This is a genomic window from Oryzobacter telluris (assembly GCF_043099285.1).
Taxonomy (GTDB): domain Bacteria; phylum Actinomycetota; class Actinomycetes; order Actinomycetales; family Dermatophilaceae; genus Oryzobacter; species Oryzobacter telluris.
Genome location: NZ_CP170723.1, coordinates 44,411 through 64,288, shown reverse-complemented (window position 1 = coordinate 64,288; position 19,878 = coordinate 44,411). Strand labels below are relative to the sequence as shown.

The window sequence follows — 19,878 nt, the reverse complement described above, 5'->3', positions numbered from 1 at the left end:
GCCCGTCGTCGCGGAGCGTGTGGTGCGCTGGGGTCAGCGCTCCTCCTCGCCGCGGATGAACGCCTCGAGCTTGGCGCGACCGAGGTCGTCGGGACGCTGCTCCGGCGGGGACTTCATCAGGTACGACGAGGCCGACAGGAGGGCGCCGCCCACCCCGCGGTCCTTGGCGATCTTCGCCGCGCGGATGGCGTCGATGATGATGCCGGCCGAGTTGGGGGAGTCCCACACCTCGAGCTTGTACTCGAGGTTCAGGGGGACGTCGCCGAACGCGCGGCCCTCGAGGCGGACGTAGGCCCACTTGCGGTCGTCGAGCCAGGCGACGTAGTCCGACGGGCCGATGTGGACGTTGCGGTCGTCGATCTTGCCCGCGAGCGACCCGGTGAGGTTCGAGGTCACGGCCTGGGTCTTGGAGATCTTCTTGGACTCCAGGCGCTCGCGCTCGAGCATGTTCTTGAAGTCCATGTTGCCGCCGACGTTGAGCTGGTAGGTGCGGTCGAGCTGCACGCCGCGGTCCTCGAACAGCTTGGCCATGACGCGGTGCGTGATGGTCGCGCCGACCTGGCTCTTGATGTCGTCACCGATGACCGGCACGCCCGCCGCCTCGAACTTCGCGGCCCACTCGGGGTCGGAGGCGATGAAGACCGGCAGGGCGTTGACGAACGCGACGCCGGCGTCGATGGCGCACTGGGCGTAGAACTTGTCGGCCTGCTCCGAGCCCACCGGGAGGTAGGACACGAGGACGTCGACCTTGGCGTCACGCAGGGCGGCGACGACGTCGACCGTCTCGGCGCCGGACTCGTCGATCGTCTGGCGGTAGTACTTGCCCAGGCCGTCGAGGGTGGTGCCGCGCTGGACGGTGACGCCGGTGGTGGGGACGTCGGCGATCTTGATGGTGTTGTTCTCGGAGGCGTTGATCGCCTCGGCGAGGTCCTTGCCGACCTTCTTGTCGTCGACGTCGAACGCCGCGACGAACTCGACGTCCCGGACGTGGTACTCGCCGAAGTTCACGTGCATGAGGCCGGGCACGGTGGCCGTGGCGTCGGCGTCACGGTAGTAGTGCACGCCCTGCACGAGCGAGGACGCGCAGTTGCCGACGCCGACGATGGCGACGCGAATGGAACCCATGGGCTTCTCCTGGGGGATGTCGGGTGGATGGTGGACGGGGTGTGCCGGTGCGCCCTGATGACGCGGTCGGCACCTACGGCTGGGGGCCGGGGTCGGTGGGGTGGCGACGCTCGGCGTCGATGAGCTCGGAGAGCCAGCGCACCTCGCGGGCGGCCTGCTCCTCGCCGTGCTGCTGCAGAGCAGAGGTCCAGGCGTCGAGCCGCTCGCGCGAGCGGGTGGAGGCGTCGCGGACGCGGTCGAGGTCCTCCTCGAGGCGCGAGCGGCGACCCTCGAGGATGCGCAGCCGCACGTCGTGCTCGGTGCGGGCGAAGAAGGCGAAGCGGACGTCGAAGCCGTCGTCCTCCCAGGAGGAGGCGTCGGCACGCGCGACGAGGTCGGCGAAGTGCTCCTTGCCGGCGGCGGTCAGCTCGTAGACGACGCGGGGCCGCTTGCTCGTGGGGCCGGGGACGTCGGCGGTCTCGGCGATGAGGCCGCGGCCGAGCAGGCCCTTGAGCGCGGGGTAGAGGGTGCCGTAGGACAGCGCGCGAAACGGGCCGAGCGCGGTGTTGAGGCGGCGGCGCAGGTCGTACCCGTGGGTCGGGCCCTCGTGGAGCAGGCCGAGGACGGCGAACTCCAGCAAGTGGGCTCGGCGGCTGACCACGGCACTCCTCCGGTCGCGGCAGGCCCCGGGGGAACCCACCAGACATAGTCGACGTTTGTCTGCTTGACGCTAACACAGATATATCGCAGCGATACATCTGTGATCGGGCGACCCGGCCCCGGCCCCGGCGTCGCGATTTCGGGTTTCCCCCAGGAACCCGGTCATACTGGCCGTTGGACCCGACGTCCTCTCGAACCCAGCCCGGGTCCGTCCCCGAACCCCTTCCCCGGAGTCGCATGAGCACCCGCAAGCCCCGAACCCGCGCCGAGGCCAAGGCCGCGCAGGCGTCCCGAGCCCCCCGCGGTACCGCTCCGGCGGGTGCCGCCGCCGCTCGCCCCGGACGTCCCCCGGCCGGTGGCCCCCGAGGCCGCGGCCCGGGCGGGAAGCCCCCGCGTTCGCGCCGTCGCACCTGGACCATCCGGGCCCTGTGGACCGCGGGGGTGCTCTTCCTCCTCGGTGTCATCGGGGTGGGCATCGCCTACGCGATGACCGACATCCCCAAGCCGAACGAGATCGCCACGGCGCAGGCGTCGATCGTCTACTACTCCGACGGCAAGAACGAGCTCGCCCGCCTCTCCGACGCCGACGGCAACCGCGAGTCGGTGAAGCTGTCGCAGGTCCCCGACCACATGCAGAAGGCGATGCTCGCGGCGGAGGACCAGGACTTCTACCAGAACAACGGCATCTCGCCCACGGGCATCGCGCGCGCCGTGTGGGTCGCGGTCAAGGGCGGCCAGGTCACCCAGGGTGGCTCCACGATCACCCAGCAGTACGTGAAGAACTACTTCCTCACCGCCGACCGCACCGCGTCGCGCAAGGCGCGCGAGATCCTCATCTCGATCAAGATCGACAAGCAGCAGACCAAGGACCAGATCCTCGAGAACTACCTCAACACCATCTACTACGGCCGCGGCGCCTACGGCATCCAGACGGCGTCGAAGGCGTACTTCCGCAAGGACGTCTCGAAGCTGACGCCGGCCGAGAGCGCGTTCCTCGCCTCCGTCATCCGTGGCCCGTCGCTGTACGACCCGGCCCTGGGCGACAAGCAGACGGCGAACGCCAAGGAGCGCTCGGGCTTCATCCTCGACGCGATGGTCGAGAAGGGCTGGCTCAGCCAGGCCGAGCGCGACAAGGCGGCGTTCCCCGAGGTCAAGCCGTTCGTCAAGCGCACGCAGAGCGGCCCGACCGGCTACCTCACCCAGATGATCAAGAACGAGCTGGTCACCACGTACAAGATCCCCGAGTCCGACATCGACCGCGGTGGCCTGCGGATCGTGTCGACCATCGAGAAGACCAAGCAGGCCGCGATGGTCAAGGCGGTCCAGGACGAGCGGCCCGAGGCCAAGGACGTCCACGTCGGCATGGCCTCGATCAAGCCGGGTGACGGCGGCATCGTCGCGCTCTACGGCGGCGAGGACTACATGAAGCGGCAGCAGAACGCCGCGACGCAGGACAAGATGCAGGCCGGCTCGACCTTCAAGATCTTCAGCCTCATCGCCGCCCTGCAGTCCGAGAAGGTCAGCCTGAAGACCCGCTTCGACGGCCGCAGCCCGCAGTACTTCGAGGAGTTCGCCGACCCCGGCGCCAAGACGAGCAACGGCCGTCGCGGTCGCGTGAAGAACTTCGGCGACGAGTCCTTCGGCCAGATCGACCTGCTCAAGGCGACGAAGAACTCGGTCAACACCGTCTACGCGGCGCTGAACATCGAGGCCGGCCCCGACAAGTCGATGAAGGCGGCGCAGGACGCCGGCGTCCGCAGCACGCTCGAGCCCAACATGAGCAACGTGCTCGGCACCGACTACGTCACGGTGATGGACATGGCCAACGCCTACGCCACCATCGCGGCGCAGGGCCTGCGCGCCGACCCGTACATCGTGCGCGAGATCCGCTTCGTGGACGAGGGCGTCCCGACCATCAAGGTGAAGAAGAAGACCCAGCAGGTCTTCGACAAGGACCTCATGGCCGACGTCATCACCGCGATGCGCGAGCCGGTCGACGGCGGCACCGCCCGCTACGTCGGCCAGAACCTCGGCCGCCCCGCCGCGGGCAAGACCGGCACCTCGGAGAGCTTCCGCTCGGCGTGGTTCAACGGCTACGTCCCGCAGCTCCAGGCCGCCGTCGGGCTGTACCGCAGCGGCAAGAACGGCGAGGAGCTGGAGATGCAGGACCTCCCCGGCGAGGGCAACATCACCGGTGGCACCTTCCCGGCCCGCATCTGGACCGCGTACATGAAGAAGGCCCTCGACGGCAGCAAGATCGCGCCGTTCCCGAAGCCGGCCAACATCAACCCGGATGCCGACCCGCCGCCCCCGCCGCCGCCGCCGACCACGACCGCCCCGCCCTCGACCACGGCGCCGCCCTCGACGACGGCCCCGCCGACGCCCACCCCGTCGGAGTCGAAGACGAACGGCAACCCGAGCCCCGGACCGCCGCAGCCGTCGGAGACGGTCTCACCGATCCTCCCCTGACGCGTCAGGCGGACGGTGTCCGGCGAGCAGCCACCTCGTGAGCCGGCGCTCCCGCTGGTCCCCCTCCTCGGGGGGCCGGCGGGGCGCCGGCTCCGTCGGCGTGCGGCGGGTCCGATCGCCGCGCTCGCTCCGGTCGTGCTGCTCCTCGCGCTGCCGCTGTCGGCGGCCCTGCTGCGCCAGGCCGCGTGCCTGTCGTCCGGATGGGGCGGCCGGGCACCGCTGTGGCGCCAGTGCGCCTCGCCGCTCGTCGCCGAGGTCGCGGGCCACGACCTCGGGCGCGGGCTGCTGGCCTTCCTCACCGGGTCGGTCCACACGGAGGAGCCGGTGGTCACGGGAGCGGTGCACGCCCTGCTGGCCGGCCTCGCGCCGGGGGGAGGCGTCGGACAGCAGCGGTGGTTCCTCGCGCTGTGGGTGGTGCTGACCGCCGCGGTGCTCTCCGGCCTCGTCGTCGCGGTCGCCACGGTCCGCCGCCACCCGGCCGCCGACCCCGTGGCCCTGGCGCTGTCGCCCGTGCTCGCGCTCACCGTGCTGGTCTCGCCGGTGCTCGTGCCGGTGGCGCTCGCCGTCGTGGCGCTGTGGGCCTGGAGCCGCGGGCGCCCCACCCTGGCGGGGGTGCTCGTCGGACTGGCCCTGATGGGCGGGGCGCCGGCCGCGGTCGTCCTGCTCGCCCTCGTCGTCGTGCCGGGTCCGGGAGGGCGCGCTGCGGTGCGGCCGCTGGTCGTGGCCGCGGGATCCACGGTGGCCGCGGTGGTGGTCGTCGTCGGGCTGCTCGACGCGCGCACCCTCACCGGGCCGGTCACCGCCTGGCTCGAGGGAGGGGCCCGGCCGGGATCGCTTCTCTACCTGGGCACGCTGGCCCTGCACCCGGTCAAGGCCGGGCAGGTGGCCCTCGTCGCGGGGCTCGGGGTGGTGCTCGCGGCGGCGCTGGTGCTCCTGGCGGCGCGGCGCCCGGGGGCGAGCGCGGCGTCGGTCGTCGTGGTCGGCCTGGTGGCACTGCTCGCCACCGGACCCTCGCTCCCCGTCGGTGCGGCCCTGTGGGTGCTGCCGTTCGCCGCCCTCGCGGGGCTGCGCTGGCGCGACCACCTCCTGTGGGCCGCGGCCGAGGCGGTGCACGGTGCCGCCCTGCTCGCGCACCTCGCGGCGGCCACGGACCCCTCCAGGGGGCTACCCGCCGGGTGGTACGCCCTGGCCCTGTCGCTGCGCCTCGCCGCGCTGGTCTGGGTGGCCCGGCAGGCGTGGATGGCGACGAGTTGGGGCGATCCGTCCCGGGCCGGTACCCTTGCCAGGTTGCCCTCTGGGCACCCTGTGGAAAACCACGAGGGTGCTGTCGGCAGCGCTGCATACCCTCCTGTCACGGAAAGACCGTGACCGCCACAGACCGAAGGAGGCGGGTTAACGCATGCGTCAGTACGAACTCATGGTCATCCTCGACCCGGAGCTCGATGACCGAACCGTCCAGCCCTCGCTGGACCGGTTCCTCAAGGTCGTGACCACCGATGGTGGCTCCGTCGACAACGTCGACATCTGGGGCCGTCGTCGCCTGGCATACGAGATCAAGAAGAAGTCCGAGGGCATCTACGCCGTCGTCAACTTCACCTCCGAGCCGGCGACGGCCAAGGAGCTGGACCGCCAGCTCGGCCTCAACGAGTCGGTCATGCGGACCAAGCTCATGCGCCCCGGCGCCTGAGCGGTCCCTGAAACCGCATCGTCGAGAACGATTCGAGAAGGAGCCCCCTGACCCATGGCAGGCGAGACCACCATCACCATCGTCGGCAACCTCACCGCCGACCCCGAGCTCCGCTTCACCCCCTCGGGTGCCGCCGTCGCGAACTTCACCGTGGCCTCCACGCCGCGCACGTTCGACCGGCAGTCCAACGAGTGGAAGGACGGGGAGACCCTCTTCATGCGCTGCTCCATCTGGCGTGACGCGGCGGAGAACATCGCCGAGTCGCTCCACCGGGGCACGCGCGTCATCGTCACGGGCCGGCTGAAGTCGCGCTCGTACGAGACGAAGGAGGGCGAGAAGCGCACCGTCACCGAGCTCGACGTCGACGAGGTCGGCCCTTCGCTGCGCTACGCGTCCGCGAAGGTGACCAAGGCCGAGCGCGGCGGCGGTTCCGGTGGTGGCTTCGGCGGCCAGGGTGGCGGCTACGGCGGCCAGCAGAACGACCCCTGGGCGACCGGCGGCTCCGCGCCGCAGGCCGGCCAGCCCGGTGGTTTCGGTGGCCAGCAGGGCGGCACCCCCGCCCCGCAGCAGCCGCAGGCGCCCCAGGGTGGCCAGCAGGGTGGTTGGGGCCAGGCCCCCAGCTACGACGAGCCCCCCTTCTGATCGATCCCGACACCGGGGCACCCACGCCACACGCGTGACGTGGCGCCCCACCCCAGAACGACACCATCCCTGGGAGACCAGGGCTCATCCGCCGGAGACCAACCCGGCAGAAGGAGAGCACCACGATGGCCAAGCCCGCCATTCGCAAGCCCAAGAAGAAGGCCAACCCGCTCAAGGCGGCGAAGGTCGAGAACATCGACTACAAGGACGCCGCCCTGCTGCGGAAGTTCATCTCCGACCGCGGCAAGATCCGCGCCCGTCGGGTCACCGGTGTGACGGTGCAGGAGCAGCGCCTCATCGCCAACGCCGTCAAGAACGCGCGCGAGATGGCACTCCTGCCGTACTCGAGCTCGGCCCGCTGACCCGAGAAGGAGATCCCAGTCATGAAGGTCATCCTCACCCACGAGGTCACCGGCCTCGGTACCGCCGGTGACGTCGTCGACGTCAAGGACGGCTACGCCCGCAACTTCCTCTTCCGTCGCGGTCTCGCCACGGCGTGGACCAAGGGCGGCCAGAAGCAGGTCGACGCCATCGCCAAGGGTCGCGAGACCCGCGCGGTGAAGTCGCTCGAGGAGGCGCAGTCCATCAAGGGCAACCTCGAGTCCAAGCCGGTCACCGTCCCGGCGCACGCCGGCACGGGCGGTCGCCTCTTCGGCGCCGTCAAGACCTCCGACATCGCCGACGCCGTCAAGGCGGCCGGTGGCCCGGAGCTCGACAAGCGCACGATCGAGGTCCCGACCCCGATCAAGACCACGGGCACCCACGAGGCGCTCGTGCGCCTGCACCCCGAGGTGCAGGCCAAGGTCGCGCTCGACGTCGTCGCCGGCTGACACCGACACCTCGTCACCACGAGGGCCCCGGACCGTTCGCGGTCCGGGGCCCTCGTGCGTCTGGGGCCTTTCGCCACGAGTGCGGACGTGGTCGCCGGGGCAACCGTTTCCGCACTCGCCGCGGGGCGCTGAGGCACTGTCGGTGTCGCGACATACGGTGAGCAGCATGGCCGCCTCCACCGCTCGACGCACCTCCCGCTCCGCGGCGACCTTCCGCTGCTCCGAGTGCGGGTGGCAGGCCGTGAAGTGGGTGGGCCGCTGCGGCGAGTGCCAGGCCTGGGGGTCGGTCGCCGAGGTCGGCGCCGTCACCGCCCGCACCGCCGCGGCCACCTCGGTCCAGAGCCCGGCCGTGCCCATCGGCGAGGTCGACGTCACCCGCGCGGTCGCCCGCAGCACCGGCGTCGCCGAGTTCGACCGCGTGCTCGGGGGCGGGCTGGTTCCCGGCGCCGTGGTGCTCGTGGCCGGCGAACCCGGCATCGGCAAGTCCACCCTCCTCCTCGACGTCGCCGCCCGCGCGGCGCGCTCCGGCGAGCACGGCGAGCGCAAGGTCCTCTACGTCAGCGGCGAGGAGTCGGCCGCCCAGGTCCGCTCCCGCGCCGAGCGGATCGAGGCCATGGCCCGCACCCTCTACCTCGCCAGCGAGACCGACCTCGCCACCGTCCTCGCCCAGGTCGAGCAGGTCGGCCCCGAGCTGCTCGTCGTCGACTCCGTGCAGACCATCAGCAGCGCCGAGGTCGAGGGGTCGGCCGGCAACGTCACCCAGGTCCGTGAGGTCGCTGCCTCCCTCATCCAGGTGGCCAAGGCCAAGGGCATCGCCGTCCTCCTCGTCGGGCACGTCACCAAGGACGGCTCGATCGCCGGGCCGCGGGTGCTCGAGCACCTCGTCGACGTCGTCGTGCAGTTCGAGGGCGACCGCCACTCCCGCCTGCGCCTCGTGCGCGCGGTGAAGAACCGGTACGGGCCCACCGACGAGGTCGGCTGCTTCGACCTCTCCGACATCGGCATCGTCGGCCTCGCCGACCCCAGCGGGCTGTTCCTGTCCGGTCGCACGGCCGCCGTCGCCGGCACCTGCGTCACCGTCACCCTCGAGGGGCGGCGGCCCATGGTCACCGAGGTCCAGGCCCTGGTCACCCGGTCCAGCCTGGCCACCCCGCGCCGGGCCACGAGCGGCCTGGACTCCGCTCGCGTCAACATGATCCTCGCGGTCCTCGACAAGCGGGCCCAGGCCCCCATCGGCGGCAGCGACGCCTACCTGTCCACCGTCGGCGGGGTGCGCCTCACCGAGCCGGCCGCCGACCTCGCGGTCACCCTCGCCCTCGCCGGCGCCATCACCGACCTCCCGCTGCCGCACGGCACGATCGCGTTCGGCGAGGTCGGCCTCGCGGGGGAGGTGCGCCCGGTCACCGGCGCCCACCGCCGCCTCGCCGAGGCCGCGCGGCTCGGGTTCACCCGGGCCGTCGTCCCGCCCGGGGTGCTGGGGGCCGGCCCGGTCCCCGACGGGCTCTCGGTCCTCGAGGTCGCCACCGTGGCCGAAGCCGTGGGCCGGGCGCTCCACGAGGGCGTGCGCCGCTGAGCCGTCCAGCCCCCACGGTCCGGCCGTTCGGCCGGGCGCCGCGGGACGCGCGCCGGATAGGATGCGCTGACCGGTCGTGGGCCAGCCGCGGCACCCGGGCGACCAGAGCACCGAAGGAGTGAAAGTGGCGGCACAGCCGAGCGACGACGAGCTCCTGCGCGCCACCCTCGCCGCCGTCGCCCCCGGTACCGAGCTGCGCGACGGCCTCGAGCGCATCCTGCGCGGCCGCACCGGCGCCCTCATCGTCCTGGGCAACGACAAGGTCGTCGAGACCGTCTCCACCGGTGGCTTCCCGCTCGACATCGAGTTCTCCGCCACCCGCCTGCGCGAGCTCGCGAAGATGGACGGCGGCATCGTCTGCGACCGCGACGTCACCCGCATCCTGCGCGCGGCCACCCAGCTCGTCCCCGACCCGCGCATCGAGACCAGCGAGTCCGGCACCCGGCACCGCACCGCCGAGCGCGTCGCCAAGCAGACCGGCTTCCCCGTGGTCTCGGTGAGCCAGTCGATGCGGATCATCGCGCTCTACGTCGCCGGCCGCCGCGTCGTCCTCGAGGACTCCAGCGCGATCCTGTCGCGCGCCAACCAGGCCCTGCAGACCCTCGAGCGCTACAAGTCGCGCCTCGACGAAGTCACCGGCACCCTGTCGGCCCTGGAGATCGAGGACCTCGTCACCGTCCGCGACGTCGCCAACGTCCTGCAGCGCCTGGAGATGGTGCGGCGGATCAAGGACGAGATCGCCGACTACGTCGTCCAGCTCGGCACCGACGGGCGCCTGCTGAGCCTCCAGCTCGAGGAGCTCACCGGCGGCCTGTCCGACGACCTCGGCCTCGTCATCCGCGACTACCTGCCCGAGGCCAAGGCCGGCTACGACCTCGAGGAGGCCATCGCGAACCTCACCGCGATCGACTCCACCGAGCTCCTCGACCCCTCCGCCGGGGCGCGCGCCATGGGCTTCACCATCGTCGGCGACTCCCTCGACTCCTCGGTCAGCCCACTCGGGCACCGCCTGCTGTCGAAGGTGCCGCGCCTGCCCGGCGCCATCGTCGACCGCCTCGTCGGGCACTTCGGCAGCCTGCAGAAGCTGCTCGCCGCCAACATCGACGACCTCATGGACGTCGACGGCGTCGGTGAGGGCCGCGCCCGCCTCGTCCGCGAGGGCCTGTCGCGCCTGGCCGAGTCGAGCATCCTCGAGCGGTACGTCTGACCTCCTCCGCCGTGCCCGAGGTGCTCCACGACCGCGTCCTGCGCTGGTACGCCGACAACGCCCGCGACCTGCCGTGGCGCACCCCCGACTGCTCGCCGTGGGGGGTGCTCGTCTCCGAGATCATGGCCCAGCAGACGCCCGTCGCCCGGGTCGCCCCGGTGTGGACCGCCTGGATGGAGCGCTGGCCGACCCCCGCCGACCTCGCGGCCGAGACGCCGGGCGAGGTCGTGCGCGCCTGGGGGCGGCTGGGCTACCCGAGGCGGGCGCTGCGGCTGCGCGAGGCGGCGGTCGCCATCACCGAGCAGCACGGCGGCACCGTCCCCGATGACGAGGCGACCCTGCTCTCCCTCCCCGGCATCGGCGCGTACACCGCCGCAGCCGTGAGCGCCTTCGCGTTCGGCCGGCGCACGACGGTGGTCGACACCAACGTCCGGCGCGTCCTCGCCCGCGTCGTCGAGGGGCGCGAGCACGCTGCGCCCGCCCTCACCGTGGCCGAGACCCGGCTGGCGGCCTCGCTCGTCCCCGAGGACGACGCGGAGGCCGCCACGTGGAACGTCGCCGTGATGGAGCTGGGCGCCGTCGTCTGTCGGGCCCGCGCCCCGCAGTGCGACGCGTGCCCCCTGCTCGACCGGTGCGCGTGGGTCTCCGCCGGCCGCCCGGCGCACGACGGGCCGGCGCGACGCGGCCAGGCCTGGCACGGCACCGATCGCCAGGTCCGCGGCGCCGTCCTCCAGCTGCTGCGCGACGCCCCCGGCGCCGTGCCGAGGTCGGCCCTGGCCGACGCGGGTGACGACGCCGACCAGGTGCAGCGGTGCATCGCCTCGCTCGTCGAGGACGGCCTCCTCGAGCCCGTCCCCGGCGAGCGGTTCCGCCTACCGGCCTGATGGTGCGGGCGGTCCCCGTGCCGCGCCACACTTCCTCCATGGACACGACCGCGACCGCGACCGCCACGACGGACGAAGGGACCGGCACGTCCGTGCACCGCACTCCAGAGGAGCTGCACGCCTTCCTCCCGACGCTCCTGGCGGCACCCAAGGACGTCGGCACCGTCGAGCTCGTGGTGCGCCGCCCGGCCGCGGGGGAGCGCGAGGTCCTCGCCGAGGGTGAGCTCGACCTCGCCCTCGGCCTCGTCGGCGACACGTGGGTCGAGCGCGGCAGCAGCCGCACACCCGACGGTGGTCCGCACCCCGACATGCAGCTCAACGTCATGAGCGCGCCGCTCGTCGCGTTCCTCGCGGGCGATCCCGACCGCCGCCCGCTCGCGGGTGACCAGCTCTACCTCGACCTCGACCTGTCGCACGAGAACCTGCCCGCCGGGACCCGGCTCGCGCTGGGCGTCGAGCAGGGCGGCGGCGCCGTCATCGAGGTCACCGAGCCGCCGCACACCGGGTGCGCCAAGTTCGTCGAGCGCTTCGGCGCCGAGGCGATGCGCTTCGTCAACGGCGAGGTCGGCCGGCCGCTGCGGCTGCGCGGCCTCAACGCCCGGGTCGTCGTGCCCGGTCGCGTCCGCCCCGGCGACACCGTCACCGTCACCCGTCCCTGACGAACGGCAGCGACGCAGGACGCGGAACGGCCCGCCCCCAGGAGGGGCGGGCCGTTCGCGGTGTGGGGCGGAGCTGGCTCAGCGGGTCGGGTAGACCGGCTGCGACTGCGGGTTGAGCTGGTCGAGACGCACGGTCTCGGCCTTCTTCAGCGACGGGTCCTTGAGCTTGAGGACGTCGAAGCCCTTGACCAGGTCGTTGGAGTAGACGTAGCCGTTGTAGTAGTAGCTCGACCACGTGCCACCCCCGACGAGGCGCTCCTTGTTCAGCGGGCCGCGCTCGAAGTACCCGATCTCACGCGGGTTCTCGGAGTCGGTGAAGTCCCAGACCGAGGTGCCGCCCTGGTACCAGGACTGGACCATGACGTCGCGACCCGGCAGCGGGACGATCGACCCGTTGTGCGCGACGCAGTTCTCGGTGTCGAACTGGTGGCGGGGGATCTTGTAGTACGACGCGAAGGTGAGCTCGTTGTCCTTGGACAGCTCGTAGATCGCGTTCGCCCCACGGGTCGGGCCGATCTTCTCGTTGCAGGTGGCCGCGCCACCGCCACCGAGCTCGTCGGTGAAGACGACCTTGGTGCCCTTGTTGTTGAACGTCGCCGAGTGCCAGAACGCGAAGTTCTCGGTGTCGCGCACCCGCTCGATGACCTTGGGGGCCTTCGGGTCGGAGATGTCCATGATGATGCCGTCACCCATGCAGGCGCCCGCCGCGATCTTGCGGCTCGGGTACGCGGTGATGTCGTGGCAGCCGGCGGTGGCCGAGTAGCCGACACCCGTGGGGCCGGTGCCGCCCGGGTTGCCGCCGTCGGGGAAGAGGTTCGGCGTCGCGACGACCGAGGCGGCCGTCGGGTTCGCCTTGGGGACCTCGACGATGGAGATGAGGTCGTGCGGCGGCTTGCAGTCGGCGTAGTCGGCACGCGGCCCGTACGACGAGACGTAGATGTAGTCCGTGTCACCGGCCGGCACGAGGGAGTTCGTGTGCGAGCCACAGGCGGTCTCGACGGACTTGACGTAGCGCGGGTTCGCCTTGTCGGTGACGTCGAAGATCTTGATGCCCTCCCACGACTCCTTGGACTGCAGCGGCCCGGTCGTGCTCTGGCAGCTGTCGTCCGAGCGCGAGGAGTCGGTGGAGAGGTACAGGAGGTTGCCCGAGACCGTGATGTCGTTCTGCGAGCCGGGGCAGCTGACCTGGCTCACGGACGTCGGCGCCTTGGGGTCGGTGATGTCGTAGATGACGAAGCCGTTGTAGTTGCCCGCGAAGGCGTACTTGCCCTGGAACGCGATGTCCGAGCCCGTGGAGCCGACGAAGGTGCCGACCGGAGGGGTGTTGCTCAGGTGCTCGACCGTCTTGCTGTAGCCGATCTCGTCGACGGCGAGGTCGGTCCCGGACTTGCCGAGGCCGTCCCCGGCCGACGCGGCGCCGATGCCACCGAGCGCCGTCGCCATGGTTCCCGCGGCTGCAACCGCGAGAAGTCGCTTGAGTCTCATGTCCACCTCTACTCGTCAGCCGGGCGGCAGGTGTGGGTCTCAGGGACCGCCCGGACAGGGGTTGGGTCCAGCCACCCTGCCTCACACAGCAACTTCATAGAGTAAGAAGAGCGTAAAGAATCTGTTGTCGCGGAACGCAGTTAGAGTGACGCGGTGACCCGCTCCACCCTGCCCACGCTCCGCGCCCGCCGCACGGCCGCCCTCGCGCTGGCCGCGGGCCTGGCCCTCGGCACCGCCGCGTGCACCGGCGGCGACGGTGCCGCGCCCGCCGTCACGGCGGCCACGCCGACCATCCCGGTGCTCCAGCCGGGCCGCCCCGGCGAGCCCAACGCCACCCTCACGGGCAGTGCGGCCGCGCCCGTCACCACGCCGAGCATCCGGCCGGCCGACGCCACGTTCCTCAGCGACATGATCGTCCACCACGCCCAGGCGATCGTCATGGTCGACGCCGTCTACTCCGACCTCACCGACCCGAAGGTCAGGGCCCTCGCCTCGCGCATCCGCGACGAGCAGAAGCCCGAGATCGACTACATGGCCGGCTTCCTCGAGCAGCGCGGGGCGACCGCACCGCCGGAGGCCACCAACCCCCGCCTCACCGACCACGGGTCGCACTCGATGCCCGGCATGGCGAACGCCGACGAGATGCGCCGCCTGGCCACCATCACCGGTGTCGATGCCGACCGGCTCTTCCTGCGCCTCATGGTCCGCCACCACCAGGGCGCGCTGTCGATGGTCGACGAGCACGGCAAGCAGGCCACCGACGAGCTCGTCGAGGAGCTGGCCGCCGACATCAACGTCACCCAGTCCAAGCAGATCGCCCAGATGAACGAGATGGCCGCCCGCCTGCGCTGAGCCCGGCCCGGTCCCCGAGAGTCCCTGCCCCCGCGAGCCCTCCCGGCTTACCCTTGTCCCAGCACGCCGCGGCCGGCGCGCGGCGGACGAGCTGGAGGAACGGACATCGTGGGGGACACGACGAGGCGACGCGCGCCCTGGGTCACCGCGCTCGCGGTCACCGTGGTGCTGCTCGCCCAGCCGGCGCTGGCCGACGAGGGCCTCGCCACCGGCGCCACCAGCCGCTACGTCCTCGACGCCAAGCGCACCACGGTCGAGGCGACCGTCCGCATCGAGCTGCGCAACGTCACCCCCGACCAGGGGAACACCTACTACTTCTACAACGCCTTCACCGTGCCGGTCCCCGCCGGTGCCGAGAAGGTCCGGGCGCGCAGCAACGGCTCCTCCCTCCCGGTCTCGGTCAAGAGCACGGAGGACGCGTCGACCCGGCTGGCCCGCATCTCCTTCCCGAACCTGCTGTACAACCGCTCGCGCACCATCGAGCTGACCTTCGAGGTGCCGGGCGAGAAGCCGCGCTCGAAGGACACCACCCGTGTCGGGCCCGGGTACGCCTCGTTCGCCGTGTACGGCGTGGGCGACGACGGCCGCAACACCGTGGAGGTCGTCGCCCCCACCTCGATGTCGTTCGACGCCACGAGCGAGGCGTTCACCTCCACGGAGAAGGGCGGCACGACCACGCACCGGTCGACGTCCAGCGACGGGGACGGCGGCTTCTTCGCGGTGGTCTCGCTGCGCGACCCGAAGCAGGCCGACGAGCGCACCGTGGAGGTCGCGGGCACCGCCCTCGTGCTGCGCGGCTTCCGCGACGACACGAAATGGGCCGACTTCGTCGCCGACCGCGTCACCACGGGGATCCCGGCGCTGGAGAAGCTCGTCGGCACGCCGTGGCCCGGCGGGCTCGAGCGCATCCGCGAGGACACCGCCCCCTCGGTCTACGGGTACGACGGCTGGTTCGACCCCAGCGACGACGAGATCGTCGTGGGCGAGGCGCTCGACGCCGACCTGATCTACCACGAGCTGTCGCACGCCTGGCTCCAGGGCGACCGCTTCTCCGAGCGCTGGGTCTCCGAGGGGCTGGCCCAGGTGGTCGCCGAGCGCGCCGTCGAGGCCACCGGCGGCACGCCCCAGGACCACCCCCGCGTCACGCCCGGCTCGAAGAACGCGCTGCCGCTCAACGAGTGGGGCGGCTCGGCCTCCGACCGGTCCGGCGACATCGAGTCCTTCGCGTACCCGGCCTCGTACCTGGCGACCCGCGACGTGACCCGCGGCCTCGATGACGACGCGTTCGCCGCCGTCGTCGCCGCTGCCATCCGTGGGGAGCGGGCCTACGACCCGAAGGGCACCCGCGACACCGACGGCGGCCGCACCACCTGGGCCCGCTGGCTGGACCTGCTCGAGACGCGCGCCGGCGTGGAGGACGCGTCCACGGTGTTCGCCCGCTGGGCGCTCACCGACGACGAGCGCGAGAGCCTGCCCGTGCGGGCCAAGGAGCGCACCGCGTACGCCGCCCTCGACGAGGCCGACGGCGTCTGGTCGCCCCCGGAGGGCCTGCGCGACGCCATGACGGCCTGGGACTTCGAGCGCGCTGCCTCCGTGCGGGCGAAGGTGGCGGCGCTGGGCGCCAAGGCGGTGGCCGTGCAGCAGGCGGCGAAGGGGTCGGGCGTCGAGGTGCCCGACGTCATCCGCGCGTCGTACGAGAAGGCCGACCAGGAGGGGCAGTACGCCGCCCTGTCGGCCTCGCTGCCCAAGGCCGCCACCGCGGTCTCCGAGGTGGGCCGGGCCGAGCAGGCCGCGTCCACGGACCGCGACCCGCTGAGCGAGCTCGGGGCCGCCATCCTCGGCGTCGACGGCCGCGCGGTCGAGGCCGTGGGCCTGCTCGGCGCCGGCAAGCTCGACGAGGCCACGGCGGCCGCGAAGGACGCCACGGCCCGCGCGGACAAGTCCCTGCTCGTCGGCCTCGCGCTGCCGGTCGTGCTCTTCGTGCTCCTGGCCGGCGGCCTGCTGCTGGCGCGCCTCGTGGTCACCTCCCGCCGGGCGCGGGCCGCCCGCCGGGCACAGGAGCGGCAGCGGCTGCTCGACGCCTCCGGTGGTGGGGTCGTCGTGGCACCGGACTGGACGCCCGAGCGCACGATCTGAGCGCTCAGAGGACGCGCAGCATCCTCGTGTTGCCCAGGGTGTTCGGCTTGACCCGCTCGAGGTCGAGGAACTCGGCCACGCCCTCGTCGTACGAGCGCAGCAGCTCGAGGTAGACCTCGGGCTCCACCGCCTGGCCCTCGATGACCTCGAAGCCGTGGCGGGCGAAGAAGGACGTCTCGAAGGTGAGGCAGAACAGCCGGGACAGCCCGAGGGCGCGGGCCCGCTCCACGAGGCGCTCGAGCAGGGCCGAGCCGACGCCGTGGCCCAGGGCGGTGTCGGCGACGGCGAGGGTGCGCACCTCGCCGAGGTCCTCCCACAGCACGTGCACGGCGCCGCAGCCGACGACGACGCCGTCGAGCTCGGCGACGACGAAGTCCCCGACCGACTCGTAGTACGCCACGGCCTCCTTGTTCAGCAGCACCCGGCGCTCGGCCAGGGGCGCGACGAGGCCCCGGATGGCGCGGACGTCGGCGGTCGTGGCCGCCCGGATGACGGGCGCGGGGTGGTCGGTCGCGGGCACGGGGCGAGCGTAGTCGGCAGGCGGGGAGCGGCGCGGTCGTGGCCCGCGATGCGATGCGATGCGAGGCAGTGCGGGCGCGGTGCCCGGTGTCGGGGCGGTGGGTGGCGGACCGCCGGCTGGCACACCCGAGCCGGCCCCGCGCTGTTGAGCACAGCGGTGCGGGGCTGGCCGGTGGCCCGCCACCCTCTCCCGTCCCGGAAAGGTGGAGATGGTGGCGGCCCGCCACCGCAGGGGTGGTGGCGGGCCGCTCGCGCAAGATGCCCCGGAGGCTCTTGCACGCTCAAGTCTGCGCCACCCCCAGCCGCGGTTGGGTAAAGGGATGTCAAAGGTTTGGTCAGACTTACCTGAGAGCCGCGAGCCCTCCACCTGCAGGTTCGTCGTCGTGGGGGACCTGCGGGACGGTCGTGACGGACGGTTCTGGAGGGACGCCGAAGGGCCCCGACCGTGGTGGTCGGGGCCCTTCGTGAGCGGAGTCGGAAACCCTGCCGCGGGATCAGCCCTCGGCGACGACGACCGGCACCTCGATGGCCCGCGAGTGCGGCGTGCCCTCGAAGGTGAAGGTGGCGTCCTTCTCCTCGCCGGTGGCGTCGATCGCGACGATCTCGCCGGACTTCAGCTCGCCGAAGAGGATCTTCTCCGAGAGCACGTCCTCGATCTCGCGCTGGATGGTGCGGCGCAGCGGTCGCGCTCCCAGCACGGGGTCGTAGCCCTTGATCGCCAGGAGGTCCTTGGCCGCGGGCGTGAGCTCGAGGCCCATGTCCTTGTCCTTGAGCCGCTTGTCGAGCTTGGCGATCTCGAGGTCGACGATCTGCACGATCTCCGGCCGGCTCAGCTGCGGGAAGACGATGGTGTCGTCGACGCGGTTGAGGAACTCCGGGCGGAAGTGCTGCTTGAGCTCGTCGATGACCTTGGCCTTCATCCGGTCGTAGTCCGAGCGGGTGTCGGGGCCGGCGGAGAAGCCGAGCGAGCCCTTGGAGATGTCCCGGGTGCCCAGGTTGGTCGTCATGATGATGACGGTGTTCTTGAAGTCGACCATCCGACCCTGCGAGTCGGTGAGGCGGCCGTCCTCGAGCACCTGGAGCAGGCTGTTGAAGATCTCCGGGTGGGCCTTCTCGACCTCGTCGAAGAGCACGACGGAGAAGGGCTTGCGGCGCACCTTCTCGGTGAGCTGGCCGCCCTCCTCGTAGCCGACGTAGCCGGGAGGCGAGCCGAAGAGCCGCGAGACGGTGTGCTTCTCGCTGTACTCGGACATGTCGAGCTGGATGAGGCTGTCCTCGTCGCCGAAGAGGAACTCCGCCAGCGTCTTGGCCAGCTCGGTCTTCCCGACGCCCGTGGGGCCGGCGAAGATGAACGAGCCACCGGGACGGCGGGGGTCCTTCAGGCCGGCGCGGGTGCGGCGGATGGCCTGGGAGAGCGACTTGATGGCCTCGTCCATGCCGACGACCCGCTTGTGCAGCTCGTCCTCCATGTGGAGCAGGCGGCTGGACTCCTCCTCGGTCAGCTTGAAGACCGGGATGCCCGTGGAGGCCGCGAGGACCTCGGCGATGAGCTCCTCGTCGACCTCGGCGATGACGTCCATGTCGCCGGACTTCCACTCGGCCTCGCGGCGCGACTTCTCGGCGCGCAGGTTCTTCTCGTCGTCGCGCAGGCGCGCGGCCTTCTCGAAGTCCTGCCCGTCGATCGCCGACTCCTTCTCGCGCACGACGGACGCGATGCGCTCGTCGAACTCGCGCAGGTCCGGCGGCGCCGTCATCCGGCGGATGCGCAGTCGCGCGCCCGCCTCGTCGATGAGGTCGATCGCCTTGTCCGGGAGGAAGCGGTCGTTGACGTACCGGTCGGCCATGTTCGCCGCGGCGACGAGCGCCCCGTCGGTGATGGACACGCGGTGGTGCGCCTCGTAGCGGTCGCGCAGGCCCTTGAGGATCTCGATCGCGTGGGCCAGCGTGGGCTCGGCGACCTGGATCGGCTGGAAGCGGCGCTCGAGCGCGGCGTCCTTCTCGATGTGCTTGCGGTACTCGTCGAGGGTGGTGGCCCCGATGACCTGGAGCTCACCGCGGGCGAGCATCGGCTTGAGGATGCTCGCGGCGTCGATGGCGCCCTCGGCGGCACCCGCACCCACGAGGGTGTGGATCTCGTCGATGAACAGGACGATGTCGCCGCGGGTGCGGATCTCCTTGAGGACCTTCTTCAGCCGCTCCTCGAAGTCACCGCGGTAGCGGCTGCCGGCGACGAGCGCGCCGAGGTCGAGGGTGTAGAGCTGCTTGTCCTTGAGGGTCTCGGGCACCTCGCCGCGCACGATGTCCTGGGCCAGGCCCTCGACGACGGCGGTCTTGCCGACGCCGGGCTCGCCGATGAGGACCGGGTTGTTCTTCGTGCGGCGCGAGAGCACCTGCATGACCCGCTCGATCTCCTTCTCGCGCCCGATGACGGGGTCGAGCTTGCCCTCGCGGGCGGCGGAGGTGAGGTTGCGGCCGAACTGGTCGAGGACCAGCGAGCCGGCCGGGGTGCCCTCGGCGGGACCGCCGGAGGTGGCGCCGGAGCCCCCGGAGGAGCCCTCCTTGCCGCCCTGGTAGCCCGAGATCAGCTGGATGACCTGCTGGCGCACGCGCGAGAGGTCGGCGCCGAGCTTGACGAGCACCTGGGCCGCGACGCCCTCACCCTCGCGGATGAGGCCGAGCAGGATGTGCTCGGTGCCGATGTAGTTGTGGCCCAGCTGCAGCGCCTCGCGCAGGCTGAGCTCGAGGACCTTCTTGGCCCGCGGCGTGAACGGGATGTGACCGGTGGGGGCCTGCTGGCCCTGGCCGATGATCTCCTGCACCTGCTCGCGGACGGCCTCCAGCGAGATGCCGAGGCTCTCGAGGGCCTTGCTGGCCACTCCCTCGCCCTCGTGGATGAGGCCGAGGAGGATGTGCTCGGTGCCGATGTAGTTGTGGTTGAGCCCTCGTGCCTCCTCCTGGGCGAGCACGACGACGCGCCTTGCGCGGTCGGTGAACCGTTCGAACATGGTGCTTCTCCTGACGTCGAGTCTCCTCGATGCTAGTCGCGCCGGCTGGGAGCGGCCCCCCGCTTTCGCGAGTGGACCGGTCGCCGGACGGCGCGCTTCTCGAGGGGGTCAACGCGGGCGCGTGGTGCGGGTGTTCCGTGTTCGCTGTCGGCAGAGCGCGAAGGCC

17 protein-coding genes are annotated in these 19,878 nt (G+C 71.9%); 12 read left to right on the top strand and 5 right to left on the bottom strand.

The annotated features are described in order from the left end of the window. Positions 1-33: 33 nt before the first annotated feature. Positions 34-1,125 carry an inositol-3-phosphate synthase gene (locus ACFLFB_RS00315; protein ID WP_392543714.1) on the bottom strand — a complete coding sequence of 364 codons (1,092 nt, stop codon included), beginning with the start codon at positions 1,123-1,125 and terminating at the stop codon, positions 34-36. A 73-nt stretch (positions 1,126-1,198) separates the two neighbouring features. Continuing rightward, complete coding sequence (locus ACFLFB_RS00310) at positions 1,199-1,765, bottom strand: helix-turn-helix transcriptional regulator (RefSeq protein WP_392543713.1); 567 nt, start codon at positions 1,763-1,765, stop codon at positions 1,199-1,201. A gap of 236 nt (positions 1,766-2,001) precedes the next feature. Here ACFLFB_RS00310 and ACFLFB_RS00305 point away from each other — a divergent pair, with 236 nt between their 5' ends. The 10 genes from ACFLFB_RS00305 to ACFLFB_RS00260 all read left to right on the top strand — a co-directional run bounded on the left by ACFLFB_RS00305 (position 2,002) and on the right by ACFLFB_RS00260 (position 11,715). Beyond that, the gene (locus ACFLFB_RS00305) at positions 2,002-4,233 is read left to right on the top strand and encodes a transglycosylase domain-containing protein (RefSeq protein ID WP_392543712.1); all 2,232 of its coding nucleotides are present in this window, start codon (positions 2,002-2,004) and stop codon (positions 4,231-4,233) included. 135 nt (positions 4,234-4,368) lie between these two features. Then, positions 4,369-5,601 carry a hypothetical protein gene (locus ACFLFB_RS00300; RefSeq protein WP_392543711.1) on the top strand — a complete coding sequence of 411 codons (1,233 nt, stop codon included), beginning with the start codon at positions 4,369-4,371 and terminating at the stop codon, positions 5,599-5,601. 31 nt (positions 5,602-5,632) lie between these two features. Next, complete coding sequence (gene rpsF, locus ACFLFB_RS00295; RefSeq protein WP_377639432.1) at positions 5,633-5,920, top strand: 30S ribosomal protein S6; 288 nt, start codon at positions 5,633-5,635, stop codon at positions 5,918-5,920. Between the two features lie 54 nt (positions 5,921-5,974). Continuing rightward, positions 5,975-6,562, top strand: a complete 588-nt coding sequence (locus ACFLFB_RS00290; RefSeq protein WP_392543710.1) for a single-stranded DNA-binding protein — start codon at positions 5,975-5,977, stop codon at positions 6,560-6,562. A gap of 125 nt (positions 6,563-6,687) precedes the next feature. After that, entirely contained in the window at positions 6,688-6,924 is a 237-nt protein-coding gene (gene rpsR / locus ACFLFB_RS00285) for a 30S ribosomal protein S18 (protein ID WP_377639435.1), read from the top strand. A gap of 21 nt (positions 6,925-6,945) precedes the next feature. Next, positions 6,946-7,392: a 50S ribosomal protein L9 gene (gene rplI, locus ACFLFB_RS00280; protein ID WP_392543709.1), complete on the top strand. Its 447-nt coding sequence runs from the start codon at positions 6,946-6,948 to the stop codon at positions 7,390-7,392. A gap of 166 nt (positions 7,393-7,558) precedes the next feature. After that, positions 7,559-8,965, top strand: coding sequence for a DNA repair protein RadA (radA, locus tag ACFLFB_RS00275; protein ID WP_392543708.1), 1,407 nt, complete (start codon positions 7,559-7,561; stop codon positions 8,963-8,965). 124 nt (positions 8,966-9,089) lie between these two features. Next, entirely contained in the window at positions 9,090-10,172 is a 1,083-nt protein-coding gene (gene disA / locus ACFLFB_RS00270) for a DNA integrity scanning diadenylate cyclase DisA (protein WP_392543707.1), read from the top strand. 11 nt (positions 10,173-10,183) lie between these two features. Further along, positions 10,184-11,056, top strand: a complete 873-nt coding sequence (locus ACFLFB_RS00265) for an A/G-specific adenine glycosylase (protein WP_392543706.1) — start codon at positions 10,184-10,186, stop codon at positions 11,054-11,056. A 38-nt stretch (positions 11,057-11,094) separates the two neighbouring features. After that, a complete protein-coding gene (locus ACFLFB_RS00260) occupies positions 11,095-11,715 on the top strand; it encodes a hypothetical protein (protein ID WP_392543705.1) in 621 nt (206 codons plus the stop codon). Positions 11,716-11,793: 78 nt separating this feature from the next. Here ACFLFB_RS00260 and ACFLFB_RS00255 read toward each other — a convergent pair whose 3' ends face one another. Beyond that, positions 11,794-13,200: an LVIVD repeat-containing protein gene (locus ACFLFB_RS00255; RefSeq protein WP_392543704.1), complete on the bottom strand. Its 1,407-nt coding sequence runs from the start codon at positions 13,198-13,200 to the stop codon at positions 11,794-11,796. A gap of 153 nt (positions 13,201-13,353) precedes the next feature. On the opposite strand from ACFLFB_RS00255, the gene ACFLFB_RS00250 reads away from it, so the two are divergent. Together ACFLFB_RS00250 and ACFLFB_RS00245 are read left to right on the top strand one after the other, a co-directional pair. Then, entirely contained in the window at positions 13,354-14,052 is a 699-nt protein-coding gene (locus ACFLFB_RS00250; RefSeq protein ID WP_392543703.1) for a DUF305 domain-containing protein, read from the top strand. A gap of 108 nt (positions 14,053-14,160) precedes the next feature. Continuing rightward, positions 14,161-16,188 carry a hypothetical protein gene (locus tag ACFLFB_RS00245; RefSeq protein ID WP_392543702.1) on the top strand — a complete coding sequence of 676 codons (2,028 nt, stop codon included), beginning with the start codon at positions 14,161-14,163 and terminating at the stop codon, positions 16,186-16,188. Positions 16,189-16,192: 4 nt separating this feature from the next. Here the strand turns inward: ACFLFB_RS00245 and ACFLFB_RS00240 are convergent, their stop codons facing one another. Both ACFLFB_RS00240 and ACFLFB_RS00235 read right to left on the bottom strand, forming a co-directional pair. Further along, positions 16,193-16,708 carry an amino-acid N-acetyltransferase gene (locus ACFLFB_RS00240; RefSeq protein WP_392543701.1) on the bottom strand — a complete coding sequence of 172 codons (516 nt, stop codon included), beginning with the start codon at positions 16,706-16,708 and terminating at the stop codon, positions 16,193-16,195. A gap of 493 nt (positions 16,709-17,201) precedes the next feature. Next, on the bottom strand, positions 17,202-19,712 hold the full coding sequence (locus ACFLFB_RS00235; RefSeq protein ID WP_392543700.1) for an ATP-dependent Clp protease ATP-binding subunit: 2,511 nt from the start codon (positions 19,710-19,712) through the stop codon (positions 17,202-17,204). Positions 19,713-19,878: the final 166 nt, after the last annotated feature.